This window comes from Streptomyces prunicolor NBRC 13075 (assembly GCF_000367365.1).
In the GTDB taxonomy this organism is placed as follows: Bacteria; Actinomycetota; Actinomycetes; order Streptomycetales; family Streptomycetaceae; genus Streptomyces; species Streptomyces prunicolor.
Window position 1 is genome coordinate 60,036 of sequence record NZ_BARF01000054.1, and the last position, 24,983, is coordinate 85,018.

At 69.6% G+C, this 24,983-nt stretch carries 23 protein-coding genes, 1 pseudogene and 1 riboswitch; of the genes and pseudogenes, 7 read left to right on the forward strand and 17 right to left on the reverse strand.

Annotation, left to right across the window (positions count from 1 at the left end; genetic code table 11):
* Positions 1 to 17: 17 nt before the first annotated feature.
* Together SPR02S_RS24635 and SPR02S_RS24640 are read left to right on the forward strand one after the other, a co-directional pair.
* The gene (locus SPR02S_RS24635) at positions 18 to 638 is read left to right on the forward strand and encodes a uridine kinase family protein (RefSeq protein WP_019059674.1); all 621 of its coding nucleotides are present in this window, start codon (positions 18 to 20) and stop codon (positions 636 to 638) included.
* Between the two features lie 434 nt (positions 639 to 1,072).
* Positions 1,073 to 2,938 carry an AAA family ATPase gene (locus SPR02S_RS24640; protein ID WP_019059675.1) on the forward strand — a complete coding sequence of 622 codons (1,866 nt, stop codon included), beginning with the start codon at positions 1,073 to 1,075 and terminating at the stop codon, positions 2,936 to 2,938.
* Positions 2,939 to 3,637: 699 nt separating this feature from the next.
* Here SPR02S_RS24640 and SPR02S_RS24645 read toward each other — a convergent pair.
* The 10 genes from SPR02S_RS24645 to SPR02S_RS24690 all read right to left on the reverse strand — a co-directional run bounded on the left by SPR02S_RS24645 (position 3,638) and on the right by SPR02S_RS24690 (position 12,779).
* On the reverse strand, positions 3,638 to 4,714 hold the full coding sequence (locus SPR02S_RS24645) for a hemolysin family protein (RefSeq protein WP_019059676.1): 1,077 nt from the start codon (positions 4,712 to 4,714) through the stop codon (positions 3,638 to 3,640).
* Positions 4,711 to 6,045, reverse strand: a complete 1,335-nt coding sequence (locus SPR02S_RS24650; protein WP_019059677.1) for a hemolysin family protein — start codon at positions 6,043 to 6,045, stop codon at positions 4,711 to 4,713. Before SPR02S_RS24650 ends, SPR02S_RS24645 begins: the two co-directional genes overlap by 4 nt.
* Positions 6,046 to 6,220: 175 nt before the next feature.
* Positions 6,221 to 6,664 (reverse strand): PH domain-containing protein, encoded by a 444-nt coding sequence (locus SPR02S_RS24655; protein WP_019059678.1) that lies wholly within the window; start codon positions 6,662 to 6,664, stop codon positions 6,221 to 6,223.
* 26 nt (positions 6,665 to 6,690) lie between these two features.
* On the reverse strand, positions 6,691 to 7,548 hold the full coding sequence (gene hisG / locus SPR02S_RS24660) for an ATP phosphoribosyltransferase (RefSeq protein WP_019059679.1): 858 nt from the start codon (positions 7,546 to 7,548) through the stop codon (positions 6,691 to 6,693).
* Positions 7,549 to 7,631: 83 nt separating this feature from the next.
* Entirely contained in the window at positions 7,632 to 7,904 is a 273-nt protein-coding gene (locus SPR02S_RS24665; protein WP_018534786.1) for a phosphoribosyl-ATP diphosphatase, read from the reverse strand.
* A gap of 34 nt (positions 7,905 to 7,938) precedes the next feature.
* Positions 7,939 to 8,424 (reverse strand): 6,7-dimethyl-8-ribityllumazine synthase, encoded by a 486-nt coding sequence (ribH, locus tag SPR02S_RS24670; RefSeq protein ID WP_019059681.1) that lies wholly within the window; start codon positions 8,422 to 8,424, stop codon positions 7,939 to 7,941.
* Positions 8,425 to 8,445: 21 nt separating this feature from the next.
* Positions 8,446 to 9,735, reverse strand: a complete 1,290-nt coding sequence (locus tag SPR02S_RS24675) for a bifunctional 3,4-dihydroxy-2-butanone-4-phosphate synthase/GTP cyclohydrolase II (protein ID WP_019059682.1) — start codon at positions 9,733 to 9,735, stop codon at positions 8,446 to 8,448.
* Positions 9,732 to 10,376, reverse strand: coding sequence for a nicotinamide mononucleotide transporter family protein (locus SPR02S_RS24680; RefSeq protein ID WP_019059683.1), 645 nt, complete (start codon positions 10,374 to 10,376; stop codon positions 9,732 to 9,734). The genes SPR02S_RS24675 and SPR02S_RS24680 overlap by 4 nt, the downstream gene beginning before the upstream one ends.
* Complete coding sequence (locus tag SPR02S_RS24685; protein ID WP_019059684.1) at positions 10,373 to 10,975, reverse strand: riboflavin synthase; 603 nt, start codon at positions 10,973 to 10,975, stop codon at positions 10,373 to 10,375. The genes SPR02S_RS24680 and SPR02S_RS24685 overlap by 4 nt, the downstream gene beginning before the upstream one ends.
* 149 nt (positions 10,976 to 11,124) lie before the next feature.
* A riboswitch (FMN riboswitch) is annotated at positions 11,125 to 11,258 on the reverse strand.
* Between the two features lie 237 nt (positions 11,259 to 11,495).
* Positions 11,496 to 12,779 carry an ROK family transcriptional regulator gene (locus SPR02S_RS24690; protein ID WP_019059685.1) on the reverse strand — a complete coding sequence of 428 codons (1,284 nt, stop codon included), beginning with the start codon at positions 12,777 to 12,779 and terminating at the stop codon, positions 11,496 to 11,498.
* A 160-nt stretch (positions 12,780 to 12,939) separates the two neighbouring features.
* Between SPR02S_RS24690 and SPR02S_RS24695 the strand changes: the two genes are divergently transcribed.
* The gene (locus SPR02S_RS24695; protein WP_019059686.1) at positions 12,940 to 14,151 is read left to right on the forward strand and encodes an MFS transporter; all 1,212 of its coding nucleotides are present in this window, start codon (positions 12,940 to 12,942) and stop codon (positions 14,149 to 14,151) included.
* Here SPR02S_RS24695 and SPR02S_RS24700 read toward each other — a convergent pair.
* Both SPR02S_RS24700 and SPR02S_RS24705 read right to left on the reverse strand, forming a co-directional pair.
* Positions 14,111 to 14,569 carry an acyl-CoA thioesterase gene (locus tag SPR02S_RS24700; RefSeq protein ID WP_019059687.1) on the reverse strand — a complete coding sequence of 153 codons (459 nt, stop codon included), beginning with the start codon at positions 14,567 to 14,569 and terminating at the stop codon, positions 14,111 to 14,113. The two genes, SPR02S_RS24695 and SPR02S_RS24700, sit on opposite strands and share 41 nt — an antisense overlap.
* Before the next feature lie 145 nt (positions 14,570 to 14,714).
* Positions 14,715 to 15,980, reverse strand: a complete 1,266-nt coding sequence (locus SPR02S_RS24705; protein ID WP_019059688.1) for an alginate lyase family protein — start codon at positions 15,978 to 15,980, stop codon at positions 14,715 to 14,717.
* Between the two features lie 278 nt (positions 15,981 to 16,258).
* Here SPR02S_RS24705 and SPR02S_RS24715 point away from each other — a divergent pair, with 278 nt between their 5' ends.
* A complete protein-coding gene (locus tag SPR02S_RS24715) occupies positions 16,259 to 16,870 on the forward strand; it encodes a flavin reductase family protein (RefSeq protein WP_019059690.1) in 612 nt (203 codons plus the stop codon).
* 111 nt (positions 16,871 to 16,981) lie between these two features.
* Here SPR02S_RS24715 and SPR02S_RS56235 read toward each other — a convergent pair.
* Positions 16,982 to 17,653: pseudogene (locus SPR02S_RS56235) on the reverse strand (transposase family protein).
* 106 nt (positions 17,654 to 17,759) lie between these two features.
* Between SPR02S_RS56235 and SPR02S_RS24725 the strand changes: the two are divergent.
* Complete coding sequence (locus tag SPR02S_RS24725) at positions 17,760 to 18,413, forward strand: hypothetical protein (RefSeq protein WP_245607610.1); 654 nt, start codon at positions 17,760 to 17,762, stop codon at positions 18,411 to 18,413.
* 39 nt (positions 18,414 to 18,452) lie between these two features.
* Here SPR02S_RS24725 and SPR02S_RS24730 read toward each other — a convergent pair whose 3' ends face one another.
* Both SPR02S_RS24730 and SPR02S_RS24735 read right to left on the reverse strand, forming a co-directional pair.
* On the reverse strand, positions 18,453 to 19,274 hold the full coding sequence (locus SPR02S_RS24730; RefSeq protein WP_026150836.1) for a class I SAM-dependent methyltransferase: 822 nt from the start codon (positions 19,272 to 19,274) through the stop codon (positions 18,453 to 18,455).
* Between the two features lie 127 nt (positions 19,275 to 19,401).
* Positions 19,402 to 20,520: a glycoside hydrolase family 6 protein gene (locus SPR02S_RS24735; RefSeq protein ID WP_020684207.1), complete on the reverse strand. Its 1,119-nt coding sequence runs from the start codon at positions 20,518 to 20,520 to the stop codon at positions 19,402 to 19,404.
* A 140-nt stretch (positions 20,521 to 20,660) separates the two neighbouring features.
* On the opposite strand from SPR02S_RS24735, the gene SPR02S_RS24740 reads away from it, so the two are divergent.
* Both SPR02S_RS24740 and SPR02S_RS24745 read left to right on the forward strand, forming a co-directional pair.
* On the forward strand, positions 20,661 to 21,347 hold the full coding sequence (locus tag SPR02S_RS24740; RefSeq protein ID WP_019059694.1) for a DUF5995 family protein: 687 nt from the start codon (positions 20,661 to 20,663) through the stop codon (positions 21,345 to 21,347).
* A gap of 94 nt (positions 21,348 to 21,441) precedes the next feature.
* Positions 21,442 to 22,371, forward strand: coding sequence for an LLM class F420-dependent oxidoreductase (locus SPR02S_RS24745; RefSeq protein WP_019059695.1), 930 nt, complete (start codon positions 21,442 to 21,444; stop codon positions 22,369 to 22,371).
* 40 nt (positions 22,372 to 22,411) lie between these two features.
* Here the strand turns inward: SPR02S_RS24745 and SPR02S_RS24750 are convergent, their stop codons facing one another.
* Both SPR02S_RS24750 and SPR02S_RS24755 read right to left on the reverse strand, forming a co-directional pair.
* Positions 22,412 to 24,109 (reverse strand): flavin monoamine oxidase family protein, encoded by a 1,698-nt coding sequence (locus SPR02S_RS24750; RefSeq protein ID WP_019059696.1) that lies wholly within the window; start codon positions 24,107 to 24,109, stop codon positions 22,412 to 22,414.
* A 59-nt stretch (positions 24,110 to 24,168) separates the two neighbouring features.
* A complete protein-coding gene (locus SPR02S_RS24755) occupies positions 24,169 to 24,957 on the reverse strand; it encodes a carbon-nitrogen hydrolase family protein (RefSeq protein ID WP_019059697.1) in 789 nt (262 codons plus the stop codon).
* Positions 24,958 to 24,983 lie beyond the last annotated feature (26 nt).

Below are 24,983 nucleotides of genomic sequence, written 5' to 3' on the forward strand. Positions count from 1 at the left end.
ACCTCCCGGGACCAGCCATGCACCACCTCGCCCACCGCCTGAGCGACCTGCCCCCGTCCTGCGGCCCGGTCCGGCTCGTCGCGGTCGACGGGCACGCGGGGTCCGGGAAGTCCACGTTCGCCGGGCAGCTGGCCGAGGCCCTGGGCGGCGCACCCGTACTGCACCTGGACGACCTCGCCAGCCACGACGAACTGTTCGGCTGGACCGACCGGCTGCTGAGCCAGGTGATCACCCCGCTCGGCCGCGGCGAGACCGCGCACTACGCCCCCTACGACTGGCACGCCCGGCACTTCGCGGCGCCCCGCGCGCTGCCGCCCGCGCCCGTGGTCCTCGTCGAGGGCGTCGGTGCCGGGCGGCGGGAGGTGCGCCCGTTTCTCGCGGGGCTGCTGTGGATGGAACTGCCCCAGGAGAAGGCCTGGGCGCGGGGGCGGCTGCGGGACGGGGCGGAGCAGCGGGACTTCTGGGACGGATGGGTCGAGGCGGAGCGCGAACACTTCGCCAAAGACCCTTCGCGCCCCCACGCGGACTTCCTGGTACGGCAGTTGGGCAAGGGGTACGAGGTACTCCCGGGGCCCTGCGGGACGATTGGACCGGACCACGCTGTCACCCACGGTGACGGACCGCCCGCAGTGTGCTGAACTTGTGAAGACCCTTCCGCTCGAACTTCCTTGAGTGCCTCAACTCGGCTTGACCCAGGGGCCGTACAGGTCTTACGTTCTGAATGTGCGGCCGGTTCGAAGCCGCCCAGAGTCGCGAAGCCCCCGGTTGTTCCCCCGTGATCGGGGGCTTCGTTCTGCTCCCAGCCCATTTTCCGGCCGCTACGAGCCGTGATTTGCTCACCCTGGGTCACCGTCCTGAGTGCGCCCCATCTGCTCCCACCTCGTCAAACGGCCTGTGCGGCACCCTTCGATGGGCGACTGCCCCGCAGGTACGATGCCCAGGGTGCGACCGACGGACGGCTGCTTCGCGCACCACGGCAACTCCCGTCCGCGGCACAGCGGTTCGACCCAGACTGCCGACGGGCGCCGGCCCGGCGGTGAATCAACGGGGGCACGGTTTGTGGGGGGACGTGATGGACTTCGGCACGCAGGGCCCCGAGGCCCCGGCCGACCTCGCGTGGCTGCGAGGCGTGGACGCCTACACGATGGGCGCTTATCCGCAGGCGGAGGAGGAGTTCCGCACGGCGGTACGGATGGATCCCGGGATGGCCGACGGCTGGCTCGGACTGCACGCGCTGCGGGTCGACACGACGACCGCGCTGCTGCGGATGTACCGGCACCGTGAGCGCTTCGGGGAACAGCGCACCAGGCACCGCCGTACGCTCAACTCCTGGTACTGGCTGGGCTGGTGGGTGCAGCCCGTGCTGGAGAGTCCGCGTGATCTGCTGCTCGCGCACGCCTCGCACTGGCTGGACGGCCGCCATGTGCCGGAGCTGGACCGGGCGTTGGCGGGGCTGCCGCCCGTAGACACCGATCACCAGGTGCGCTTCCTGCACGCGTGCCGGGCCTATCTGGTCAAGGACTGGGAGCAGCTGGTCCGGCACACGGATCCGCTGATCAACGATCAACTCCTGGGTATCGAGGCCGGGTTGTTCGGCGGGATGGCACGGGTGCGCCTGGAGATGTACGGCCAGGCCGAACCGCTCCTGTCCTCCGCGCTGATGCGCTGTCGCAGTGAACAGCCTCAGCGCAAGGAGTTGCGGTACTGGCTGGCGCGGGCGCATGAGGGCACCGGGCGCAGTGCGGCGGCGCTGCCGCTGTACCGGGCGGTGTATCGCGTGGACCCGGCGTTCATGGACACCTCGGCGCGGTTGGCCGCGATCACCGACTCCGACGGGTACGACGGCTCGGAGGATGTGACCGACCTCGCGGCGATCACGCTCTCCGGCGGGCAGGACGCGTTGGAGGGGCCGGACGGGCTCGATCCGCTGTTCGGGGCGGAGGGGCGGGATCTGAGGCTGTCCGAGCCCGGTCTGCCGCCGACCGGGCCGCTGCCGTCCGCGGGTGACTCGGTGCGCGAGAAGATCTCGAATCCGGTGCTGCCGTTGCCCACGGGGCCCACTGACCCGGTCTTACTGGAGGAGGCGCTCAACGAGCTTGAGCGCATGGTGGGGTTGGAGCCGGTCAAGCGCCAAGTCAAGGCGTTGTCGGCCCAGTTGAACATGGCTCGGCTGCGGGCCGGGCAGGGGTTGCCGGTTCAGCCGCCGAAACGGCACTTCGTCTTCTCCGGGCCGTCGGGTACCGGCAAGACCACCGTGGCTCGCATTCTCGGGCGGGTCTTCTACGCGCTGGGGTTGCTCGGCGGGGACCATCTGGTCGAGGCGCAGCGGGCTGATCTGGTCGGTGAGTATCTCGGCCAAACGGCCGTGAAGGCCAACGAGTTGATCGACTCGGCGATCGGTGGCGTCCTCTTCGTCGATGAGGCGTACTCGCTCTCCAACTCCGGTTACGGCAAGGGCGATGCGTACGGCGACGAGGCCTTGCAGGTGCTGTTGAAGCGGGCCGAGGACAATCGCGATCACCTCGTGGTGATCCTGGCGGGCTATCCGGAGGGCATGGACCGGTTGCTCGCCGCCAACCCCGGGCTGTCGTCCCGCTTCACGACTCGCGTCGACTTCCCTTCGTACCGGCCGCTTGAACTCACCTCTATCGGCGAGGTGTTGGCGGCGGAGAACGGTGACGTGTGGGACGAGGAGGCGTTGGACGAGCTGCGGTCGATCGCCGGGCACGTGGTCGACCAAGGGTGGATCGACGAGCTCGGCAACGGTCGGTTCCTGCGGACCCTGTACGAGAAGAGCTGTGCGTATCGGGATCTGCGGTTGTCCGTGTATCCCGGGATGTTGTCGCGGGATGACCTGTCGACTTTGCGGTTGCCGGACCTGATGCAGGCGTATGGAGAGGTGTTGTCGGGGCGGGGGCCGGGTTCTGCCGGGATGTGAACTGCGGTGCGCGAGAGCTTGGTTGGATCTGTCTGTTCGCGGCTGCGGGTGCGTTGTGGCTGGTTGCGGGTGCGGGTCCGTTGTGGCTGGTCGCGCAGTTCCCCGCGCCCCTTGGGTGGGGACGGGGGACCCGTGTCTGTCAGGTGCCGTCGGCTTCGAGCCTCGGCCAAGCGACGACGGCTTCGGGCCCTCAACCACACATCGCCCGCTTCACAGCCGTAGCCGCACACCGCCGAGCTCAGGCCCTCAGCGCGGCGCCGTCGGCTCCAGGCCCCAGCTGATCGACGCCGGCTCCAGTCCTCTCCACCGTCAAGCGCCGCGAGCCTCAGGCTCGAACACTCACCGCCAGCTTCAGACCCCGGCCACAGATCGCCGCCCTCAGGCCTCAGCCAGACGCCGCCGACCTCGGATCTCAGTCAGACGCTGCCAGCCCCAGGCTCAACCAGACGACGCCCGGCCCGTATCAGTCCCCGGCCAAGCGACGCCCGCTCCACGCACAGCCCCACACCGCCGACTTCAGCCCTTAGCCAGGCGACGCCCACTTCAGCCCTCAGGCCAGACACCGCCCGCTTCACAGCCGTAGCCGCACACCGCTGACTTCAGCCCTCCCCCAGGCACCGCCCACCTAGGACCCCAGCCACGCGACGCCCGCTCCAGAATCTCAGGCCAGACGTCGCGCCCCGCTTCAGACTTCCGCCCTCAGCCGGCCACCGCCTGTTTGAGTTCTGCCGTCCGTGGCTGTGTCGGTGCCGGGACCTCTCGGTGGGCCGGGTCTGTTACCTCGCCCACCAACAGCTCCAGGACGTCCTCCAGGGCGACCAGGCCGAGCACCTTGCCGGAGGCGTCCGCCACCTGAGCCAGGTGAGTGGCCGCTCGGCGCATGACCGTCAGAGCGTCGTCCAGGGGGAGTTCGGCTCGGAGGGTGGTCATCGGGCGCCAGATCTGTTGGGGGACCGCTCGCTCCGACTCCTCCAGGTCCAGTACGTCCTTCACGTGCAGGTAGCCCATGAAGGCGCCGGTCTCCGCCGCGATCGGGAAGCGGGAGTAGCCGGTGCGGGCCGTGAGGGCGACGATTTCGCCCGGGGTGACCGAGGGGCTGACCGTGACCAGGTTCTCGCGGCGGAGGAGGACGTCCGTGACCGGGCGGGAGCCCAACTCCAGGGCGTCTTCCAGGCGTTCTTGTTCCTCCGGGTCGAGGAGGCCGGCCTGGCCCGAATCCTCCACCAGGCGGTTTAGCTGTTCGCTGGTGAAGACGGCCTCGACCTCGTCCTTGGGTTCGACGTGGAAGAGGCGCAGGATGCCCTGGGCGACGGCGCCGAGGGCGATGGTGATCGGCTTGCAGATCCGGGCGAAGGCGACCAGGCCGGGGCTGAGCCACATCGCGGCCTTCTCCGGCGCGGCCATCGCGAGGTTCTTCGGGACCATCTCGCCGATGACGAGGTGGAAGAAGACGACCGCGGCGAGCGCGAGGATGTAGCCGAGGGGGTGGATCATGCCCTCGGGCAGGTGCATCCACTGGAAGACCGGCTCCAGGACGTGCGCGACCGTCGGTTCGGCGACCGCGCCGAGCGTCAACGAGCAGACGGTGATGCCGAATTGGGCCGCCGCCATCATCTGCGGCAGCCGCTCAAGGCCGTAGAGGACCTGTCGGGCGCGGGCCGTGTTGAGGGGTTCGATCTGGCTGCGGCGGACGGAGACGAGGGCGAACTCGGCGCCGACGAAGAAGCCGTTGGCGAGCACCAGCAGGACGGCGAAGAGGAGTTGGAGGACGGTCATCGGGCCGCCTCCATCACGTTCACGGCCGGAGTCGTGCGGACCAGGCGGACTCGTTCGGCGCGGTAGTGGCCCACCTGGCGGACCGAGAGCCGCCAGCCCGGGAGTTCGGCCTTGTCGCCGGGGGCCGGGATGCGGCCGAGGAGGTCGGCCACCAGTCCGGCGACCGTTTCGTACGGGCCCTCGGGGACGTCGAGGCCTATGCGTAGGAGGATGTCGACTCGGCAGCTGCCGTCCGCGTCCCAGGCCGGCTTGCCGTCCTCCGGTGGGGCCGCGGCGAGTTCCGGTACGTCCTGGCCGTCGTGCTCGTCGCGAACCTCGCCGACGAGTTCCTCGACGATGTCCTCCAGGGTGACCACGCCCGCCGTACCGCCGTATTCGTCGACCACGACGGCGATCGGCTGTTCGCTGCGCAGCCGGGCCAACAACGGTTGCACGGGCAGGGTCTCGGGGACCAGTACCGGGGACTTGGCGATGCTGGTGACGGAGGTGCGGAGGCGGTCGTGGGAGGGCACGGCCAGCGCGTCCTTGAGGTGGACCATGCCGACGATCTCGTCGATCTTCTCGCGGTAGACGGGGAAGCGGGACAGACCGGTGGCCCGGGTCAGGTTGACCACGTCCTCGGCGGTCGCCGACGACTGGAGCGCGCTGACCTTCACGCGCGGGGTCATCACGTGCTGCGCGGTCAACTCGCCCAGCGACAGCGTCCGTACGAAGAGATCGGCGGTGTCCTGCTCCAGCGTGCCGGCCTGCGCCGAGTGCCGGGCCAGGGAGACGAGTTCACCGGGGGTACGGGCCGAGGCCAGTTCCTCGGTGGGCTCCACGCCGAGAGCGCGGACGAGCTTGTTGGCGACGGTGTTCAGTGCGGCGATCACCGGGCGGAACAGCTTCGCGAAAGCGTGCTGCGGGGCGGCGACGAAGCGTGCGACCTGCAGGGGTCGCGACACCGCCCAGTTCTTGGGCACGAGCTCGCCGATCACCATCTGCACGGCGGAGGCCAGCAGCATGCCGACGACCACGGCGACGCCGGAGACGGCACCCTCGGGGATGCCGATCGCGCTGAACGGGCCGTGCAGCAGTTCCGCCAGGGCCGGTTCGGCGAGCATGCCGACGACCAGGGAGGTGATGGTGATGCCGAGCTGGGTGCCGGAGAGCTGGAAGGACAGCTCCTTGAGCGACTCGACGACCGTGGCGGCCCGTCGGTCGCCCTCGGCGGCGGCCTTCTCGGCCTCGGGACGCTCCACGGTGACGAGCCCGAACTCGGCCGCGACGAAGAAGCCGTTGGCCAGAATCAGCAGGATCGCCGCTCCGAGGAGCAACAAGGGGATGGTCATGCCGCCGCCTCGATATGTCGGGAGGGGGCGGCGCAGGTACTACAGGACGATCCGTCCATCGCTGGAGGGAATCACTCCTCGGGTCGCAGGGTGCCTCTGAAGACAGGGGGAACATCGGTGGCGGAGGCGGGAACGAAAAACGCCACCGACAACAGATTAATCAAGACATGGCCCTCTACGGCAGATCCCTCAGCGACCGGTCCTCGGCGAGCGCCCGCAGAGTGCGCGCGTCGGCGATGGCCCGCTCCTTGGCGATACCGGGCTGGATGCCCAGCGCGGGCTGGCTGGTGCCGTCGCTGAGGTTGAGGAACACCCAGGGATCGCCGGGGCGCAGATTCACCTGGAGGATCTCGGCCCACTCCAGATGGCGCCTGCTGACGATGTTCACGACGGTGACACCGGACTCGTCGGCGACGACCTTCACCCGCGCGAGCAGGGCCAGCACGGCGAAGAGGATGGCCCCCGTGAAGACGAAGCTGAGCTTCTCCCCCGGGGTGAGCTGCTCCAGCAGCATCGCGACGGTCGTGATGACGACGAAGATCGCGACGCCCGCGGTGAGCAGCACGGCACGGGTGCGGCCCGGCCGGAACGTGACCGGCAGGGCGGGGAGTTCGGACATGGTCGGCGTGATCCTCGGTGTGTTCCTCAGAGACGGCAGGCATGGATGGCCGTCGTCAGGATGGCCCGGGCGCCGATGTCGTACAGGTCGTCCATGATCCGCTGCGCTTCCTTGGCGGGGACCATCGCGCGGACGGCGACCCAGCCCTCGTTGTGCAGCGGGGAGACGGTCGGGGACTCCAGGCCGGGGGTGAGCGCGACGGCCTTCTCCAGCTGCTCGACCCGGCAGTCGTAGTCCATCATCACGTACGTCCGGGCGACCAGGACGCCCTGGAGGCGGCGCAGGAACTGCTGGACCTTGGGCTCCGCAGTGTCGTCCGTCGGGGCGTCCTTGCGGCGGATGACGACGGCCTCGGACTTCATGATCGGGTCGCCGAAGACCTCAAGTCCCGCGTTGCGCAAGGACGTTCCGGTCTCGACGACGTCCGCGATGACCTCGGCGACACCGAGTTCGATGGCGGTCTCCACGGCACCGTCGAGGTGGACCACGGCGGCGTCGATGCCGTTGTCCGCGAGGTGCTTGGCGACGATCCCCTCGTACGAGGTCGCGACCGTCTTGCCCTTGAGGTCCGCCATGCTGCTCGCCGCGCCCGGCTTGGAGGCGAAGCGGAACGTGGAGCGGGCGAAGCCGAGCGGGAGGATCTCCTCGGCGCTCGCGGCCGAGTCGATCAGCAGGTCGCGGCCGGTGATGCCGATGTCGAGGCGGCCGGAGGAGACGTAGATCGCGATGTCGCGGGGGCGGAGGTAGAAGAACTCGACCTCGTTGACCGGGTCGACGATCCGCAGTTCCTTGGACTCCCGGCGCTGCTGGTAGCCGGCCTCATGCAGCATGTCCGCCGCAGGTCCTGACAGGGAACCCTTGTTGGGGACGGCGATGCGCAGCATGAGGTCGGCTTCCTTCGCGTGAAAAGTGGTGCAGAAAGGGGTGATGAAAGGGGTGAACTGTCGGAAACGGTTCTAAAGGGTTTTTACAGGTGGGCGTAGACGTCGTCCAGCGAGATTCCGCGGGCGACCATCATCACCTGGACGTGGTAGAGCAGCTGCGAGATCTCCTCGGCGGCCGCTTCCTTGCCCTCGTACTCGGCGGCCATCCAGACCTCGGCGGCCTCTTCCACGACCTTCTTGCCGATGGCATGGACGCCCTTGCCGACCAGCTCTGCGGTGCGGGAAGTGGCGGGGTCGCCGGTGGCGGCCTTCTGCTGGAGCTCGGTGAAGAGCTCCTCGAACGTCTTATTGGACATGATGCCGCCCACTTTACGGGTTGTGGTGGTCGGCCTAGCGCCAGGGTTCGGATACCGAGCGGAGGGTGGCCGCCGTAGCCACCGCCGCCGTCACCGCCTCGTGCCCCTTGTCCTCGTTCGAGCCCTCCAGGCCCGCCCGGTCCAGGGCCTGCTCCTCGGTGTCGCAGGTCAGGACGCCCATGCCGACGGGGACGCCGGTCTCGACCGAGACCTGGGTGAGGCCCTGGACCACGCCCTGGCACACGTACTCGAAGTGGGGGGTGCCGCCGCGGATGACGACACCGAGGGCGACGATCGCGTCGTAGCCCCGGCCCGCCAACACCTTTGCCACGACCGGGAGTTCCCAGCTGCCGGGGACCCTCAGGAGGGTCGGCTCGTCGATCCCCAGGTCGTGCAGGGCGCGCAGCGCGCCGTCCACCAGACCGTCCATCACCTTTTCGTGCCACTGTGCCGCGATGACGGCGACCCGCAGGTCTCCGACGTTGCGTACGGACAGTTCGGGTGCACCCTTGCCGCTCACGTCTCTCCTCAGTTCCTGTTCTTACTGGTTGCCGCAGGTGGACACGGGGGCCGTGTCCAGCCAGGGCAGGTCGTGCCCCATCCGGTCCCGCTTGGTGCGCAGGTAGCGGAGGTTGTGCTCGCCCGCCTCTACGGGCATCGGCTCCCGGCCGGTGACCTTGAGGCCGTGCCGGACGAGCGCGTCGGTCTTGTCGGGGTTGTTGGTCATCAGGCGCAGGCTGTGGACGCCGAGGTCCTCCAGGATCTGCGCGCCGGCGCCGTAGTCCCGGGCGTCGGCGGGCAGGCCGAGCTCCAGGTTGGCGTCGAGGGTGTCCCGGCCGCGCTCCTGGAGTTCGTACGCCCGGAGCTTGGAGAGCAGGCCGATGCCGCGTCCCTCGTGGCCGCGCAGGTAGACGACCACTCCCCTGCCCTCCTCCTGGATGCGCTCCAGGGAGGCCTCCAGCTGGGGGCCGCAGTCGCAGCGCAGGGAGTGGAAGACATCGCCTGTGAGGCACTCGGAGTGGACGCGGACGAGGACGTCCTCGCCGGTGCCGATCTCGCCGTGGACGAGGGCCACGTGCTCCACTCCGTCCACGGTGGAGCGGTAGCCGTAGGCCGTGAACTGGCCGTGGCGGGTGGGGAGTTGGACCTCGGCCTCGCGGCGGACGGTGGGTTCGGCGGTCTGGCGGTAGGCGATCAGGTCCTCGATGGAGATGATCGTCAGGCCGTGCTTGCGAGCGAAGGGGATCAGTTCGGGGAGGCGGAGCATACGGCCGTCCTCGCCCGCGATCTCGACGATCGCGCCGGCCGGGCGCAGGCCCGCCAGACGGGCCAGGTCTACGGCGGCCTCGGTGTGGCCGTTGCGGACAAGGACTCCGCCGGTGCGGGCGCGCAGCGGGAAGATGTGGCCGGGGCGGACCAGGTCGTCGGGCTCGGCGTTGCCGCTCGCCAGGACCTGAAGCGTGGTCGCGCGGTCGGAGGCCGAGATACCGGTGGTCACACCGTGAACGGCGGATGCGTCCACGGAGACTGTGAACGCGGTTTTCATCGACTCGGTGTTGTCCTCGACCATCTGCGGGAGCCGGAGCCGGTCCAGCTCGTCGCCCTCCATGGGGGCGCAGATCAGGCCGCGGCACTCGCTCATCATGAACGCGATGATCTCGGGGGTGGCCTTCTCGGCGGCGATGACGAGATCGCCCTCGTTCTCGCGGTCCTCGTCGTCGACGACCACGACGGGGCGGCCGGCCGCGATGTCCGCGATGGCCTGCTCGACCGGGTCGAGGGAGAAGTCCTCGAAACCGTCTGTGCTGTACAGGATCGGTGCCGCTGTCATGCCGGCGCTCCTTCCAGGACGGGCTGCGGTGCCTTGCGGGAGCGCAGCCACCAGTCGCGCATGCCCCACAGGACGAGCGCGCCGTAGATGACGTAGACGAAGCCGGAGAAGGCGAAGCCGTTGGCGAAGTTGAGGGGGACGCCGACGAGGTCGACGAGGAGCCAGGCGAACCAGAACTCGACCATGCCGCGGGCCTGGGCGTACATCGCGACGACGGTGCCGACGAAGATGTAGGCGTCGGGCCACGGGTCCCAGGAGAGGGACGGGTAGGCCTTGAAGAGGGCGGCGACCGCGACCGTTCCCACGGCGGCGGAGCCGGCCAGGATCGCGCGCTCGCGCCAGGTGGCGAAGCGGGGGGTGATGTGGCCGTCGGCGGAGCCGCCCTTGCCGCGGTTCCACTGCCACCAGCCGTAGACCGCGACGACCATGACGACGACCTGCTTGCCGGCGCTGCCGGAGAGGTGGGCGGTGGCGAACGCGGCGAAGAGGATCACACCGGAGACGAACTGGGTGGGCCAGCTCCAGATGGACCGCCGCCAGCCGAAGGCGAGGCCGATCAGTCCGATAACGTTGCCGATCATGTCCGACCACTTGATGTGCTGGCCGAACAGGACGAAGGCCTCGGAGTTGAGCCAGTTCACGGGGTCACCTCCCGCGCGCCCATCAGCCGCTCCACGTACTTGGCGATGACGTCGACCTCGAGGTTGACCGGGTCGCCGGGCTGCTTGTGGCCCAGCGTGGTCAGGCCGAGGGTGGTCGGGATCAGGCTGACCGTGAAGTAGTCCGGGCCCGCGTCGACCACGGTGAGGCTGATGCCGTCGACGGTGATGGAGCCCTTCTCGACGACGTAGCGCGTGAGGTCGGCCGGGAGCGAGATCTTGACGATCTCCCAGTTCTCGGACGGCTTGCGCTCGATGACCTCGCCGGTGCCGTCGACGTGCCCCTGCACGATGTGGCCGCCGAGGCGGGCGCCGAGGGCCATCGGGCGTTCGAGGTTGACGCGGGAGCCGACGGCGAGATTGGCCAGGCTGGAGCGGTTCAGGGTCTCGGCCATGACGTCGGCGGTGAACTCGTCACCCGCGAAGTCCACGACGGTCAGGCACACGCCGTTCACGGCGATGGAGTCGCCGTGCTTCGCGCCCTCGGTCACGACAGGGCCACGCAGGCGGAAGCGACACGCGTCGTCGAGGGTCTCGACAGCGGTGACTTCACCCAGCTCTTCGACGATTCCGGTGAACACTTCCCGGGTCCTCCTGCCACATCGGGGCACGGACTCCGGGGCCTGTCGAAGACGACAGAATGAAACGAACGGAAGCACCGGGACGACGCCGGACAGAACCCGCCCACACAGGACGAGCCGATACGGCGGCGCGCTCGAATGCCCGCCCGCCGCGCACTGCCTCCCATCCGGACTTTAACCGTCGGTCCAGGAATTCCACCTGGTCAACCGGCCGCTGAACAACACGGACGGGTCGCGGACTGTAACCGCCGGTTCGGACTTTCACCGACCCCGGAGTGCGCTGCTTCTGGTACACGGCCAGTGTGCCACGCCCGGCAAGGGTCCATCCAGGTGAAGGGTGTGGGCTGGCTCACAGAGAGTGTCACTGGCCTTCTCAAGCGGGCCCTACCTGCTGGATCATCTGGTCTAGTCCTTTTCGGATCTCCGGAGGGGACACCCCTGGACCGGTCCGGCGGTGGTGACGACGGCCCTTGCCCACCGCCGGGCCACTCAGGCCAAGCGCGATCGCGCGCTCGGCCGGCTATCCGAACAACTCGCCCTGCGCTCCGTCCTGTGCGGTCAGCAGGGCCCCGCGCAGGACGGCGGCGCCGCCGAGGGCGCTGGGGCGGACCTCCGCGGGCAGGGGTGACATGCGGGTGATCCGTTCGGCCACGCGTACGGCGAGTTCGTCGCCCCCGGCCTGCCCGACCTCACCGCCGAGGACCACGCACCCGGGGTCCAGCAGCGCGACGACCGACGCGACACCGAGGGCGAGCCGGTCGGCGAGGGTGTCCAGAAAGCGGGCGGCGCGAGCGTAGTCGGGGGCGGAGGCACCGTCGGGGGTGGCTGCGGCATCCGCGCCTCCGCCGGCACCCGCGTCTCCCCGGGCACCCGCGTCTCCCCGGGCACCCGGCTCACTCCCGCCCACCCCCGTGACCGCCCACCGCACAACCTCCGCCGCGCTGCCCCCCTCGGCACCCTCGACCCCCAACACCCCGCACTCCCGCGCCAGTTCAAGCACAGCCCCGGCCCCCGCGAGCGAGTGAAACCCGCCCTCGCAGTCCGTCGCCGAAGGCAGCCCCCGCGTCCCCGGCACCGGCAGGAAGCCGAGTTCGCCCGCACCCCCGGACGCTCCCCTGCGCAGCGCGCCGTCCAGGACCACCGCCGCGCCGATGCCCATGCCGAGCCAGAGCAGGACGAACGTGTCCCGGTCGTGGGCCGCGCCGTCGCGTTGCTCGGCCAGGGCCGCGAGGTTGGTCTCGTTCTCGACGACGATGCGGGTGTCCGGGAGGCGTTCGTGGAGGGCGGCGACCAGGCGGCGGTGCCAGGCGGGGAGGCCGCTGGTGTCGCGGAGTTCGCCGGTGGTCGGGTCGATGAGGCCGGGGGCGCCGACGCACACCGTGTGGAGGTGTTCCGCGCCCGCCTCCTTCGCCGCGCGTTCCACGAGGGCGACGGCCTGTTCGACCGCCGGGCCCGTGCCCGAGTCGTCGTCGATCGGTACGGACGCCTCGGCCAGCACCCGGCCGACCAGGTCGGAGACGAGCACGGAGACGCCCTCCAGCCGGACGTCCAGCGCGGCCAGGTAGGCACGATCGGCGACGATGCCGTACAACCGGGCGTTCGGGCCGCGCCGTTGCTCCCCGGATTCGCCGACCATCTCGATCAGTCCGGAGGCCGTGAGGCGTTCGACGAGGTCGGCGACGGTCGGCCGGGAGAGTCCGGTGAGCTGCTTCAACTGCCCTGCCGTCAGCGGGCCTTCCTGCTGAAGCAGTCGCAGGGCGAGCCGGTCATTGATGGCCCGGGCGGTGCTCGGGGATGCGGGCATGCCGGGAATCCTCCCAGATCGAGGGGGTGCATCGGGCGGCCGGTATTTCGCTATCTATCAGGCAGGGTTCCTGATAGTTTACCCGGCGCGAGCGGGACGAGAACACGCGAGCAGGGATTTTGACGGCGGCGGGGACGTGACCAGCAGGAGGGGCCGGACAATGAGTGAAGTGGTCTACGACCGACGTGAGGTGAAGCGCGCCCGGTACGCCGTGGCGGCCGTCTTCGCGGTGCACGGCGCGGTCACCGGCTCGTTCGCGACCCGGGTGCCGTGGATCCAGGAGCACGCGCACGTCGCCGCGGGCTGGCTCGGATTCGCCCTCGCCTTCGGGGCGTTCGGTGCCTCCTGCTCGATGCCGCTGGCCGGCTGGATCACCCATCGCTTCGGCAGTCGTACGGCCCTGCGCGGACTGATCGCGCTCTGGACGACGGCCCTGATCCTCCCGTCCCTCGCGCCGAACCTCATCACCCTCTGCCTGGCGATGTTCACGTACGGCGCGAGCGCGGGCATGGCCGACGTCGCCATGAACGCGCTCGGCGTCGAGATCGAGCGGCTGCTCGGCAAGTCGATCCTCTCCGGGCTGCACGGCATGTGGAGCGCGGGCGCCCTGATCGGTTCGGCGGGCGGCACCCTCGCCGCGCACCTCGGCTCGGACGCGCGCGTGCACCACCTCATCGCGGCTGCCGTCCTGACCGTGCTCGGCGTGACCGCCTGCCACTGGGTGCTCGACATTCCCCCGGGCGTGGAAGAGGAAGCGCCGCCCCGGTTCACGCTGCCGCCGAAGTCCGCGCTGCTCATCGGTGCGGTGGGTTTCTGCGCGGTGTTCGCGGAGGGGGCGAGCCTGGACTGGTCGGCGGTGTTCCTGAAGGACCAGTTGGGTACGTCGGCCGGGCTCGCGGCGGCCTCGACGACCGGCTTCATGCTGACGATGGCGGTGGCCCGGATGGTGGGCGACGGGGTGGTGAACCGCTTCGGTTCGGTGCGTACGGTCCGCGCGGGCGGGGTGCTGTCCGTGTTCGGCGGGCTGCTGATCGTCCTCGCGGAGAACCCCGCGCTGACGATGATCGGCTTCGCGCTGCTCGGTCTGGGCATCGCCGTGGTCGTCCCGCTGTGCTTCGCGGCGGCGGGCCGCAGCGGCCCCAACCCGAGCCAGGCCATCGCGGGCGTCGCGACGATCACCTACACCTCGGGGCTTGTCGCGCCGAGCCTGATCGGCGGGGTCGCGCAGGCGACGAGCCTGGTCGTGTCGTTCTGCCTGGTCACGGTGTTGGCGGGCGGGCTCGTGGTCTTCGCGGGCGTGCTCCGCGCCGGGGACCGGGACCGCCCGAAGGTCAGTCCGCCGAGCGCAGCAGTGTCCGGCCCACGGCCCTGAGCGCCTCGCTCCAGGGCGCGGGGCGCAACGTCCCCGCGTCCAGCCGGACCAGCACCCGGGTACCGGTCGCGTACGTCACCGAGCCGTCCGCCGAGCAGAACCGGAAACCGTAGGTCAGGCCGGTGTTCCCCAGCCGGTCGAGCCAGAGGTGGACGCCGTAGTCGCCCGGCTTCGTGACCGGCGCCTCGTAGCTGATCAGCAGTTCCTTCACCACGTTGCAGGCATCGCCCGCGCTCGCCCAGTCGCCGTCGAAGCGGACCCCGTGCTCCTGCCACAGCTCGGTCCACGCCCGCTCGACGAGGAGCGGGTAGCGGGCGTTGTGCAGCATGCCGAGCGCGTCGAGGTCGTCGAAGTGGACGGTGACCGGTATGAGCCGGCCGTGCGACAGGGCAATGGCGGACGGGGATTCGACGGTCACGGCGGGGCTCCCGAGCGGTGCTGGTGGGGCGGTGGAGACTGTGGGGACCGCCCCATTCTAAGCGACCGCTCAGGAGCCCCTGCCGGGAAGGCCCTGCTCAGGCGGGCCTACGGGAGGCCCAAGGGAAGGGTCTACGGGGGGCCGGTCATCCGGCGATCGAGTCCAGCTGCTCGGCCGCCGGACGCAGCGCCCACAGGTCGCCGCCGGGCGGCGCCTCCAGCTTCGGTACGGCGGCCTTGGCGCGGGCGTCGCCCGCATCGGCAGCCGCGTGGACGACGTCGCTCGCCGCGTACCGGTAGAACTCCAGCTCCGGATGCGACCACGCGGCGGCGCCGGTCGCGGCCGGCAGCAGATAGTCCACCGCCTTCAACAGGCCCTGCCCGTCCGGGCCTTGATAGCTCCACAGGTCCACGCCGACATGCCGGCCGATGGCCGCGAGCCGGGTGTACGCGACCAGGTCGAAGGTCGAGTAGTGCCAACTCCGGGTCCGCGCGAGCTCCTGCGGCTGGCTGCCGTCGCCCGCGATCTGCGGGTCGATGCGCTTGGCGCGCGCGTCCAGCACGGTCCGCCTGGCCAGCGCCTTGTCGCCGGTCGCGTAGGCGAGGGCGGCCACCTGCATGTCGTAGAAGGTGCCGTGGTTGTTGGCGGCGGCGCCCTCCTCCTTGCCGAAGGCGCTGTTCTTCAGCCAGTCGAGGAAGTCGGAGTTCCAACTGGCCATCGCCGTACGGTCGTTCCGCGTCCAGCCGGGGGCGCCGGTGCCGAGGATCGCGAGGGCGTCGACGACGCTGGTGTACGACTGGGAGAAGTCGATGACGCCGATGGCGCGGCCGTCGTACTTGCACGGGATGAACTGGGCGTGGTTCAGGTTGGGGTTCATCCGCGTGGCCGGGTCGAGGAACCAGGTGCGCAGGACCTGGTCGGCCTTGTGCGCGTAGCGCTTCTCGCCGGTGTAGTACCAGGCGAGCGCGAGGTCGTACGTCGAGTCGAAGACCTTCTCGACGTCCTGGCGGTCGGTGCCCGTGTCGACCTCGGGGTTGCGCTGACCGTCGCGCTGGACGTACGGGCAGCCCCAGGGGTTGGCGGCGGTCGGGGTGGTCGTGGGCCACCAGTAGGGGGCCTGGCTCAGGTAGTCGTGAACATCGCCGCCGGGGGCGGGTTTCGGCTTGTCGACGACCGTCCAGGGGCCCTGGTGCAGCCAGTTGTCGGCGCGGGTCGTCAACTGCTTGACCGCGCGGCGGAGTTGGGGGTCACCGCGGTCCAGGCGGAGCTTGGTCTGCTGGAGGCGGGCGCCGTCGAGGACGGCGGTGTTGGGGGCGGCCGGCGCCGAGTGCGCAGCGGCCGAGGGGACGCACACGGCTGTCAGCGTGGCCACGGCCGCGAGAAGGACGCCGAGGCGGGGTCTGGCACTCATGCACCAACTCCAATCATGGATGTGAACGTTGTTCATGAATGGAACTGTGCGAGCGTAGAACCACCAGGTACCCGTGACAATGGTCCGGACCGGATTCATGGACGCGGATAGCGAGCCCCCGCAGTGGAGCGCGGCGTCCAGCGCGGCGCGGCGCGGCGCCACGGCGGTGCTGCCCAGTTTTCGCGTCGGCGCACAGTTCTTTGCCTTGGACGTGATGTCCGGCCTGAACCACCGAGACGACGGCACCGCACCTCGCGGGCATCTGATATATCGCTGGTATGCGCACTGAATACAACCCGGCCCAGCTTGAGCCCTTCGCGGTTTACCGTCTGCTCACGTCGACTGTCGTTCCGCGCCCCATCGCCTGGGTCTCGACGGTCTCCGCCGACGGCGTCGACAATCTCGCTCCCCACTCCTTCTTCACCGTCTCGTCGGTCGCGCCGCCCATCGTGCAGTTCACCTCGGTCGGCCGTAAGGACTCGCTGCGCAATGTCGAGGCCACCGGACAGTTCGTCGTCAACCTCGCCCCGGAACCGCTCATCGACGAGGTGAACAAGACCGCGACGGAATTCCCGGAAGGCGTGAGCGAATTCGACGCCGTGGGGGTCGAGCGCGAGGCCGGCGCGCGGGTGAAGGCACCGCGCGTCGCCCGCTCCCCCGTGGCGCTGGAGTGCGAACTCCACAGCACCCTTCTGCTGGGTAATTCCACTGTGGTCTTCGGACGGGTGATACACATCGCGATCGACGAAACCGTTCTGGAGAACGGCCATCCGGAAGCCACTCGGCTACGCCCGCTGGCCCGCCTGGGCAAAGACGAGTGGAGCACCCTCGGCGAGGTTCTCGACCTGCGTCGCATTCGGTACACCGACTGGCCCGAATCGAACCGATAGGCCCTTTTCCTCTCATGGAATTGGCCGTTCCCACGATTTCGATCGGACCAGTACGGCGGTGTGCTGGTCCGCCGGACTCCCGCGTACCGAGGCTTGTCCCGTAAGTGATCTTCAAGCGGATGGGGACACGGTCGTCGGGGTGCGCATCCATCCAGCGAGGGTGAGGTTGTGCAGGCGGGCAACGCGGAGGATGGCATGGTGGACCCCCTCTCCTTTGAGCCGGCGGTCGCGGAGGATCTTCCAGGTCTTCATACGGGCGAAGACGTGCTCCACTCGGGCACGAACCTGCTTGTGAAGCGATTGCGTTCCTCCTTCCAGGACGGGAGCTCTTCCCCCTGGCGCCGACGGTGTGGAATGACCGGACCGGTGGCCTGATGGGCGGTGGAGTACCGATAGTTCTTCGACTGCTCGGCAACTGTGTGGTCGCGGGTGGGCACCAGCGTGCCATCCACGATGAGCACGGTGTTCTTACCGAACCGCTTCCGCCGCTGGAGCGCGAGCATCGGCCCGAGGTGGTCAATGATCCGGTCCGCGGACGACTTGGAGATCCCGAACACCGGGGCAAGCTGCCGCATCGTCAAGTTCGTGCGCCAGTACGCCGTGACCAGCAAGATGCGGTACTCGGATGCGGTACTCAAGCGACAGGCTCCACGGGCGACCGCGGTGCAGATCGATGGCCTGCTCGTGCCGAATCACGGCCACCGACTTGCTAAAGCCACCCGGGCCCGGTCCGCTGAAGGGGGCTGTCCAAGACGGCGCCGACGCCGTGACCACACCAGCCACACCATGATCGTTCCACCCCGGGAGGAGGCCGAACGAGTGCCTTCCGCGCAAGAGGCGGCGCCCAACGGTGCTGTGCCTACTGACGCGTCCAGTCCAGAATGCTGTCGTGGCCGAAGATGAACAGAGCAGCATAGAACCGCGTTCATTCCTGACGTGCACAACGGAGGTTGCTCAGCTGCTGGGTGTCGAAGACGTCGCCATGAAGCCAGACAACCGGCATGCCCGCCACCTCGCACATGCGGTGCGTAAGCCGCTGCTCGAACGTGCCTTTCTGCCCGAGGAGTTGTTCGCCCCGTTGATGGCGGCAGCCGTGTACGACCCAGACCCCAGCTTCTGCCGCTGGTTCGTCGAACCGGCGGTCTACGCGTTCGGACGGCGCCGTGTGATGGCAGCAATGGTCGACTACCTACGGATCGGCACGGATGCTGAGCGAGGGGGTGCCGTGCGGGCCTGGTACTGCGCCCATGTGCCTTTGCGCGAAGATCGGTCCCCAGCGTACGAACCCGGCGGGGTACGTGATTCCGCTCTGGACGAGTCACAGGACATCAAGGACGCCTGGCTGGAAGCCTCCATGCGGGTGTTCGCCGAGGCCACCGATCTGCGGATGCGCCACCGCGTCCTGCTGGGCCTGCCTACCTCCCCGGCGGCATATCCGCCACACCTGCACGAACTATTTGAAAGCACACTCGCATCCGCCGAGGCCCATCCCGACCACCACATCCGTCGCTGGGCCGCCGCAGCAGACCACGACGCAGTCTGAGCCCGACTGTCGCCCCCCCCGGCCGTTACGGGACAGCCCTTAATCGAGTCGGCCCCACGCGGCGACCAGTTCCGACAGGTAGATCGTCGCCTGCGCTTCCTCGCACGCCTGCGACAGGCGGCTGTGCAGCGTCTCGACATCCGCGTCCTGGGCGTCGGCGACACCGCTGCGTTCGATCAACGGCAGGAGACTGCGCACGGTTTCGGCGACGAGAGACATCGCCACCGAGTCCGCGTCTCCCGTCGGCACGGCAACGGCGACCGCGGGACGGGCCAGCCCCGCCGATCGCAGCACCTGGGCCAGTTGTTCGCCCATGTCGGGGTTGCTGCCTGCCTCTCGCTGCCCCGCGCAGATCCACTCCCGGCAGGTCGTCACCAAGGGCACCTCGGGAATGGCGCGCGCCCGGGAGATATTGATTTCCTGGAACGTCACGAGGCCGCCGGGACGTACCGACCTCGTCAGCGCTTTCACGACCGCCACGGGGTCCTGGAGATGCATCAGGATGAGTCGACCCACCAACGCGTCGACAGGCTCCGCGAGTTCGACATCGGGCAGCACCCGGTGCTCGAACCTGACATTCCCCATCGCGGCCGCGGCGGCATTGTCGCGCGCGGTCTCCAGGACCTCCGGATTCATGTCCACGCCCACGACGTGGCCCTGCGGGCCGACGATCCGCGCGGCGGCGAGAGACACTCCGCCCGTGCCGCAGCCGACGTCGAGGACACGCATTCCCTCTCGCAGGCCGGCGGCCCTCAGGAGGTACTCGGTGAACCCTCCGTACAGCGCGTCCTGGACATCCAGCCTGGCCGTCTCCTCGGAAGTCTTTCCCATCGCGTATGTGCTGATCGCTGTCTCTGACATGCTTCGTTCCGCCACCGTTCACGAGTACCGGCCGAGACACCCGACGGTGACTCGCGGACGACTCTGCCAAGGCGCGGCCAAGCCGTCTTTCGTGTCGGCGCACAGTCCTTTCCCGTGGACGAGAGGATCAGCGTGCCAAGTCGTATGCATACGACGCCGTGAACGTGCCGGCCGCGCCCTTGCAACCGTCCGACTCCCCCGGCAGCTTGACCCACAGATAACCGTCGATCCGTGCCTCCCCGGTGTTCAGGGTCGGCGCCCGGCCGATCTTGCGGCCCGCCGGGTCGCACCACTGGCCGTCGGCCGGGGCGCCGTTGCCGTTGCGGCTGGTGTCGATGACCGCGCCGAGATCCGCGGGGCCGCCGAGGGCGTCGAGGACCTGGCGGTCGTAGGCGATCTCGGCCGAAGTGGCGTGGAAATTCGAGACGTTGCTGAAGACGCCGTCCGAAGAGGCGGCGGAGGCCGCGCCCGCCTGCTTGAGCAGGGCCGCCTGTTGTGCGGCCGGGTTCCAGTCGGAGTGGCCCGCGTCGTAGTACACGCGGGCCTTCGGGTCGGCGGCCTTCAGGACGCGGCCCGCGCGGGCCAACGCCTCGAAGCGGTCGGCGCGTTGGGCCTCGGAGAGGCAGTCGGCCTGGGCTATGGAGTCCGGTTCGAGGATGACGACGACCTCCCTGGAGCCCAGCCCCGCCGCGAAGTTGTCGATCCACCCGTCGTACGCGGCGAAGTCCGACGCCCCGCCTTCGGAGGCCCCGCCGCAGTCCCGGTCCGGGATCGCGTACGGCACGACGACCGGCACCCGGCCCTGTGCGGCGGCGCCCGAAGTGACCGCGCGGACCCGGGAGGTGATCGTCGACGGCGTGAAGTCCGCGAACCACACCGCCGCCGGCTGATCGGCTATCCGGGACTCTATGACCTCGGTACGGGGGTCGTCGGGGTGATCGCGGACCCAGTCGAGGACCTGCGACTCGGGGTGGCGGTAGAGGCTCGGGGAGACGGCCGCCGACCGCTTCCTGCCGGTCTTCGTGGGAGAGGGCACGGCGCTCTTCCTCGGCTTGGCCGAGGCGGACGCGGAGGAACTCGCCTTTGTGGAGGCGGTTGTTGACGGTACGTCAGGCAGCAGCACCAGCAGCGTGGCCCCGCTCGCGTCGAGCCGCGCCGCGTTCGCGCCGCGCTCGTCGTCCAGCGCCTTGATCATCCCGGTCACCGTGCCGACCGCGACCACGACCGACGCGGCCACCACCAGCACGCCGCGCCGGGCGGCCCGCCCCCGCCGCCGGCCACGCGAACCCGACACCCTGCCCCCTCGCGCCGAACCCGTTCCCCCGTTCTGGGGAAGTGTCGGGCCCGGCGGCACCTCGGCCAGCCTAGGGCTGGGACGCTGCCCCCATGGGGCAATTGGCACACTTCACCACACCCGTGGACAAGGTCGTCTCCCGGCTGCGCGCGCTCGACGAGGAACTGCCGGCCCGGGACGGGATCGCGGTCTTCAACCGCGTCTACCTCGCCGTCACGGAGGCGGTCGACCGGAGCGTCGACGCCGGGCGGTTCGCCGACGCGCGGGCCGCGATCACGCTGGACGTACGGTTCGCGGAGCGGTACCTCGCGGCCGTGGACGCGGCGGCCAACGGGCGCCGCCCGCCCGCCTGTTGGCGACCGCTGTTCCAGCTTCGGCGCCATCCCGGCGTACGTCCGCTGCAGTTCGCCCTGTCCGGCATCAATGCGCACATCGGCCACGATCTCGCGCTCGCCGTCGTGGACGCCTGTCGTACGCTCGACTGCGAACCGGCCGAGCTGGAGGACGAGTTCGACCGCGTGGGCGATCTCCTCGTCTCGCTGGAGGAGCGCATCCGCGAGGAGCTGATGCCCGGGCCCGATCTGTTCCAGATCGCCGATCCGCTCACGCATCTGCTCGGCTCATGGAGTCTGGAGCGGGCCCGCGAGGCCACCTGGACGGCGGCGCGGGCACTGTGGGCGTTGCGCGGACTGCCCGATGTGGCCGAGGAGTTCACCGAGCGGCTGGACGCGGCGGTGGGGCTCGCGGGCCGCATGATGCTGACGCCGTTGCCCGACTGAGGTGGCCTGATCCGGTCGTCGTGCGAGCCGCCTCGGAATCCTCCGGTGATCGCCCTACGTTGACGCACGCATCCCCATGCGAAGGAGCATCGGTATGACGATTCGGCTCGGCCTCAGCCTCCCCCAGATGCACCAGTACACCATCGGCACGGACGTTCCCGACGTGGCCCGCGCCGCCGAGGAGATCGGCTACGACAGCCTGTGGGTCTTCGAGCGGGCCCTCTTCCCGGAGCCCGCCACCCAGGGCCTGTACGGCATCGAGGGCCTCCCCTGGCCGGACGCGTACCGGAACGTGGCCGAGCCCCTGGTCACCCTCACCCTCGCCGCAGCGGTCACCGAGCGGGCCCGGCTGGGCAGCAGCGTGCTGGTGGCACCGCTGCACACCCCCTTCCAACTGGCCAAGTCGCTGGCCTCGTTGGACGCGGCGAGCGGCGGCCGGGTGATCGCGGGCCTGGGCACCGGCTGGTCGCTCGACGAGTACGCGGCCTCCGGCATCCGGCCGTTCGAGGAGCGCGGCAAGGTCCTCGACGAGCTGATCGAGGTGTGCCGGGCGGTCTGGGGCCCCGACCCGGTGACGTACGACGGGCAGTTGACGAAGATCGCCTCGGCCGTGGTCGGTCCCAAACCCGCCCGGCCGATCCCGATCATGCTGGCCGCGGGCAACAAGAAGGCCCAGCGGCGGCTGGTCGACCACGCCGACGGCTGGCTGCCGGTGGGCATGGGCGCCGAGCAACTGGCCGCCCAATGGCGGGAGTTGCAGGAGCTCGCGGCCGAACGCGGGCGCACCGAACCGATCCGGACAGTCGTGCGGGTCAACACCGTGTACACGGCCAAGCCCTACGACGGACCGGACCGCCAGCCCTTCCAGGGCAGCGCCGACCAGATCGTCGAGGACCTCGTGGCCCACGCGGCGGTCGGCCTGGAGGAGATCCTGATCGACCTCCAGACCACCCCGCGGGACGCCCAGGAGCTCAAGGCCGTCGCCGCCGAGGTGTACGAGAAGGCGCGGGCGGCCGGGGTCTGAGGAACTCCGGCCGGTTCACCTCCGGCCGGCTGAACTCCCCTCAGTCCTCCGGGAGTTCGACCGGGGCGATGTCGTCGTAGACGTCCCCCGGCCCGGGGTTGGTCGGGTCGGTCGTGCCGCCGAGTTGGTGCATGACGCCCCAGACCGCGTTCAGCGCGGTCTGGACGGCGCCCTCGGCCCAGCCCGCGGTCCAGGAGATGTCGTCGCCGGCGAGGAAGACGCCCCGCTTGTCCTCGGGCAGCCGGTCCTGCATGAAGTGGGTGAACAGGCGCCGCTGGTAGCGGTAGTGGCCGGGCAGGTTGGCCTTGAACGCGCCCATGAAATAAGGCTCGTTCTCCCAGGAGACGGTCACCGGGCTGCCGATGACGTGCTTCCTGATGTCGACCTTCGGGTAGATCTCGCCGAGCGACTTCAGCATGACCTCCATCCGCTCGTTCGCGGACAGCGGCAGCCACTTGAGGCTGTCGTCGCACCAGGTGTACGAGAGGCAGATGACGGCGGGCTTGTCCGGGCCGTCGTCGAGGAGGTAAGTCCCGCGCGTCATACGGTCGGTGAGGGTCATCGACATGACGTCCCGGCCGGTCTCCTCGTCTCTGTCCAGCCAGAACGGCCGGTCGACCGGGACGAAGAGCTTGGAGCTCTCCATGTAGTGGGTGCGCTCGATCGCGGTCCAGTGGTCGATCGGGAAGAGCGAGTCGTCGCAGGCGATCTTCGAGAGCAGCATCCAGGACTGGGCGGTGAAGATCGCCGCCTGGTAGGTGCGGATGTCGCCGTTCGCGTCCGTCACGGTGATGCCGTTGCCGGCGGTGCGGTGCAGCCGGGTCACGGCGGGGCGGGGTGCGCTGCCCGCGTGCAGGGAGGCCAGCGAGGTGCCGTAGGGCCAGTGGACGATCTTCTGCGGCTCGCGGTCCCAGAGGCGGAGCGGGAGTTGCTGGGAGCCGCCGACGATGCCGCGGTGGTGGTCGTCGGCCTCGGTGTAGACGACGCGCAGGATTTCGAGGATCGAGTTGGGGAAGTCGGTGTCCCAGCCGCCGGTGCCGAAGCCGACCTGGCCGAAGATCTCGCGGTGCCGGAAGGACTTGAAGGATTCCGAGTCGCAGAGGAAGCCGTAGAAGGTCTGGTTGTCGAGTTTCTCGACGAGCTTCGACCAGATCGCGCGGATGCGCGGGACGTCGCGTTCGCGCAGGGCGCGGTTCATGTCGGAGAAGTCGGCGCCCTCTTCGAGGCAGGCGTTCCAGGCGTGCATGACGTCGCGGTAGACCTGCGGGAGGTCGTCGACGGTGGTCGCGTAGTGCGACTCGCCCTTGAGGTCGACGACCGTCGAAGGGGTCGCCTCCGCAAGGGGGTTGGGGAACGGCCGGGTCTCAAGTCCCACCAGGTCGATGTAGTGCTGGAGGGCGGTGGAGGAGGGCGGGAAGCGCATCGCGCCCATCTCGGCGGTGAGGGAGGGATCGCACCCGTCGAAGCCGACGGTCCGCAACCGTCCCCCGATCTGGTCGGCCTCGTAGACGACGGGCTTGAGGCCCATCTTCATCAGCTCGTAGGCGGCCACGATGCCGGACAACCCGCCGCCGATCACCGCGACTTCGGTGCCGTGCTCGGTCGCGGGTATCTGGCCGAGGCCCGCCGGGTGGGCGAGGAAGTCGTCGTACGCGTATGGGAAGTCCGGCCCGAACATGGTGATCGGCGGCTGCCGCTCGTCGGCGTGCTGGACGGCGTTGGGCACCGTGGACGTCATGGGGTACGGACTCCTAGCGGAACAAGAACAAGTACAAGTGCGGGAACAGCAGGGGGGATTCAGGCCAGGGACCCGTAGAGGCCGGGGCGACGGTCCGTCAGATACGGGTTGGCCGCACGGGAGTTGGCGAGGAACTCGGGGTCCAGGTCCGAGAGGAGGAGTTCCTCGCCGCGGCCGGCGCGGGTGCGGGCGACTCCGTCGGGGCCGGCGAGGGTGGAGAGGCCGAAGAAGTCGAACTCCCCTTCCTGGCCGATGCGGTTGATGTACGCCACGTACATCTGGTTCTCCCAGGCGCGCACCGGGACCAGGGACTCGGCGACGAACTGGAACGGGTGCATGTTCGCCGTCGGGACGAGGAGCAGGTCGGTGCCGGCGAGGGCGTGCGCGCGGACGGGCTCCGGGAACTCGACGTCGTAGCAGATCATCAGCCCGACGGTCAGGCCGTCCAACTCGGCCTGGACGACCGGCTGTTCGCCCGGTGTGAAGTGGGCGCGCTCGAAGTCGCCGAAGAGGTGGGTCTTGCGGTAGTTGGCGAGGCGGGTGCCGTCGGCGGAGATGAGCTGGGCCGAGTTGTACACGGCGTCGCCGTCGCGCTCGGGGTAGCCGTAGGCGATCGCGAGGCCGTGGCGGCGGGCGATGTCGGCGATCGTGTCCGCGGAGTCGCCGTCGGCGGGTTCGGCGAGGCGGCCGATGTCGTCGCCGATCGCGTATCCGGTGAGGAACATCTCCGGCGCGGCGAGCAGCCCGGCACCGCCGGCCGCGGCCCGGCCCGCGGCCTCGTCGAGGACCTTGAGGTTCTCGACGAGGGAGCCGGGGCGGCCGGAGCTCTGGAGGAGGGCGGTGCGCATGTGTGTTCCTCACCGGTACGAAAAGG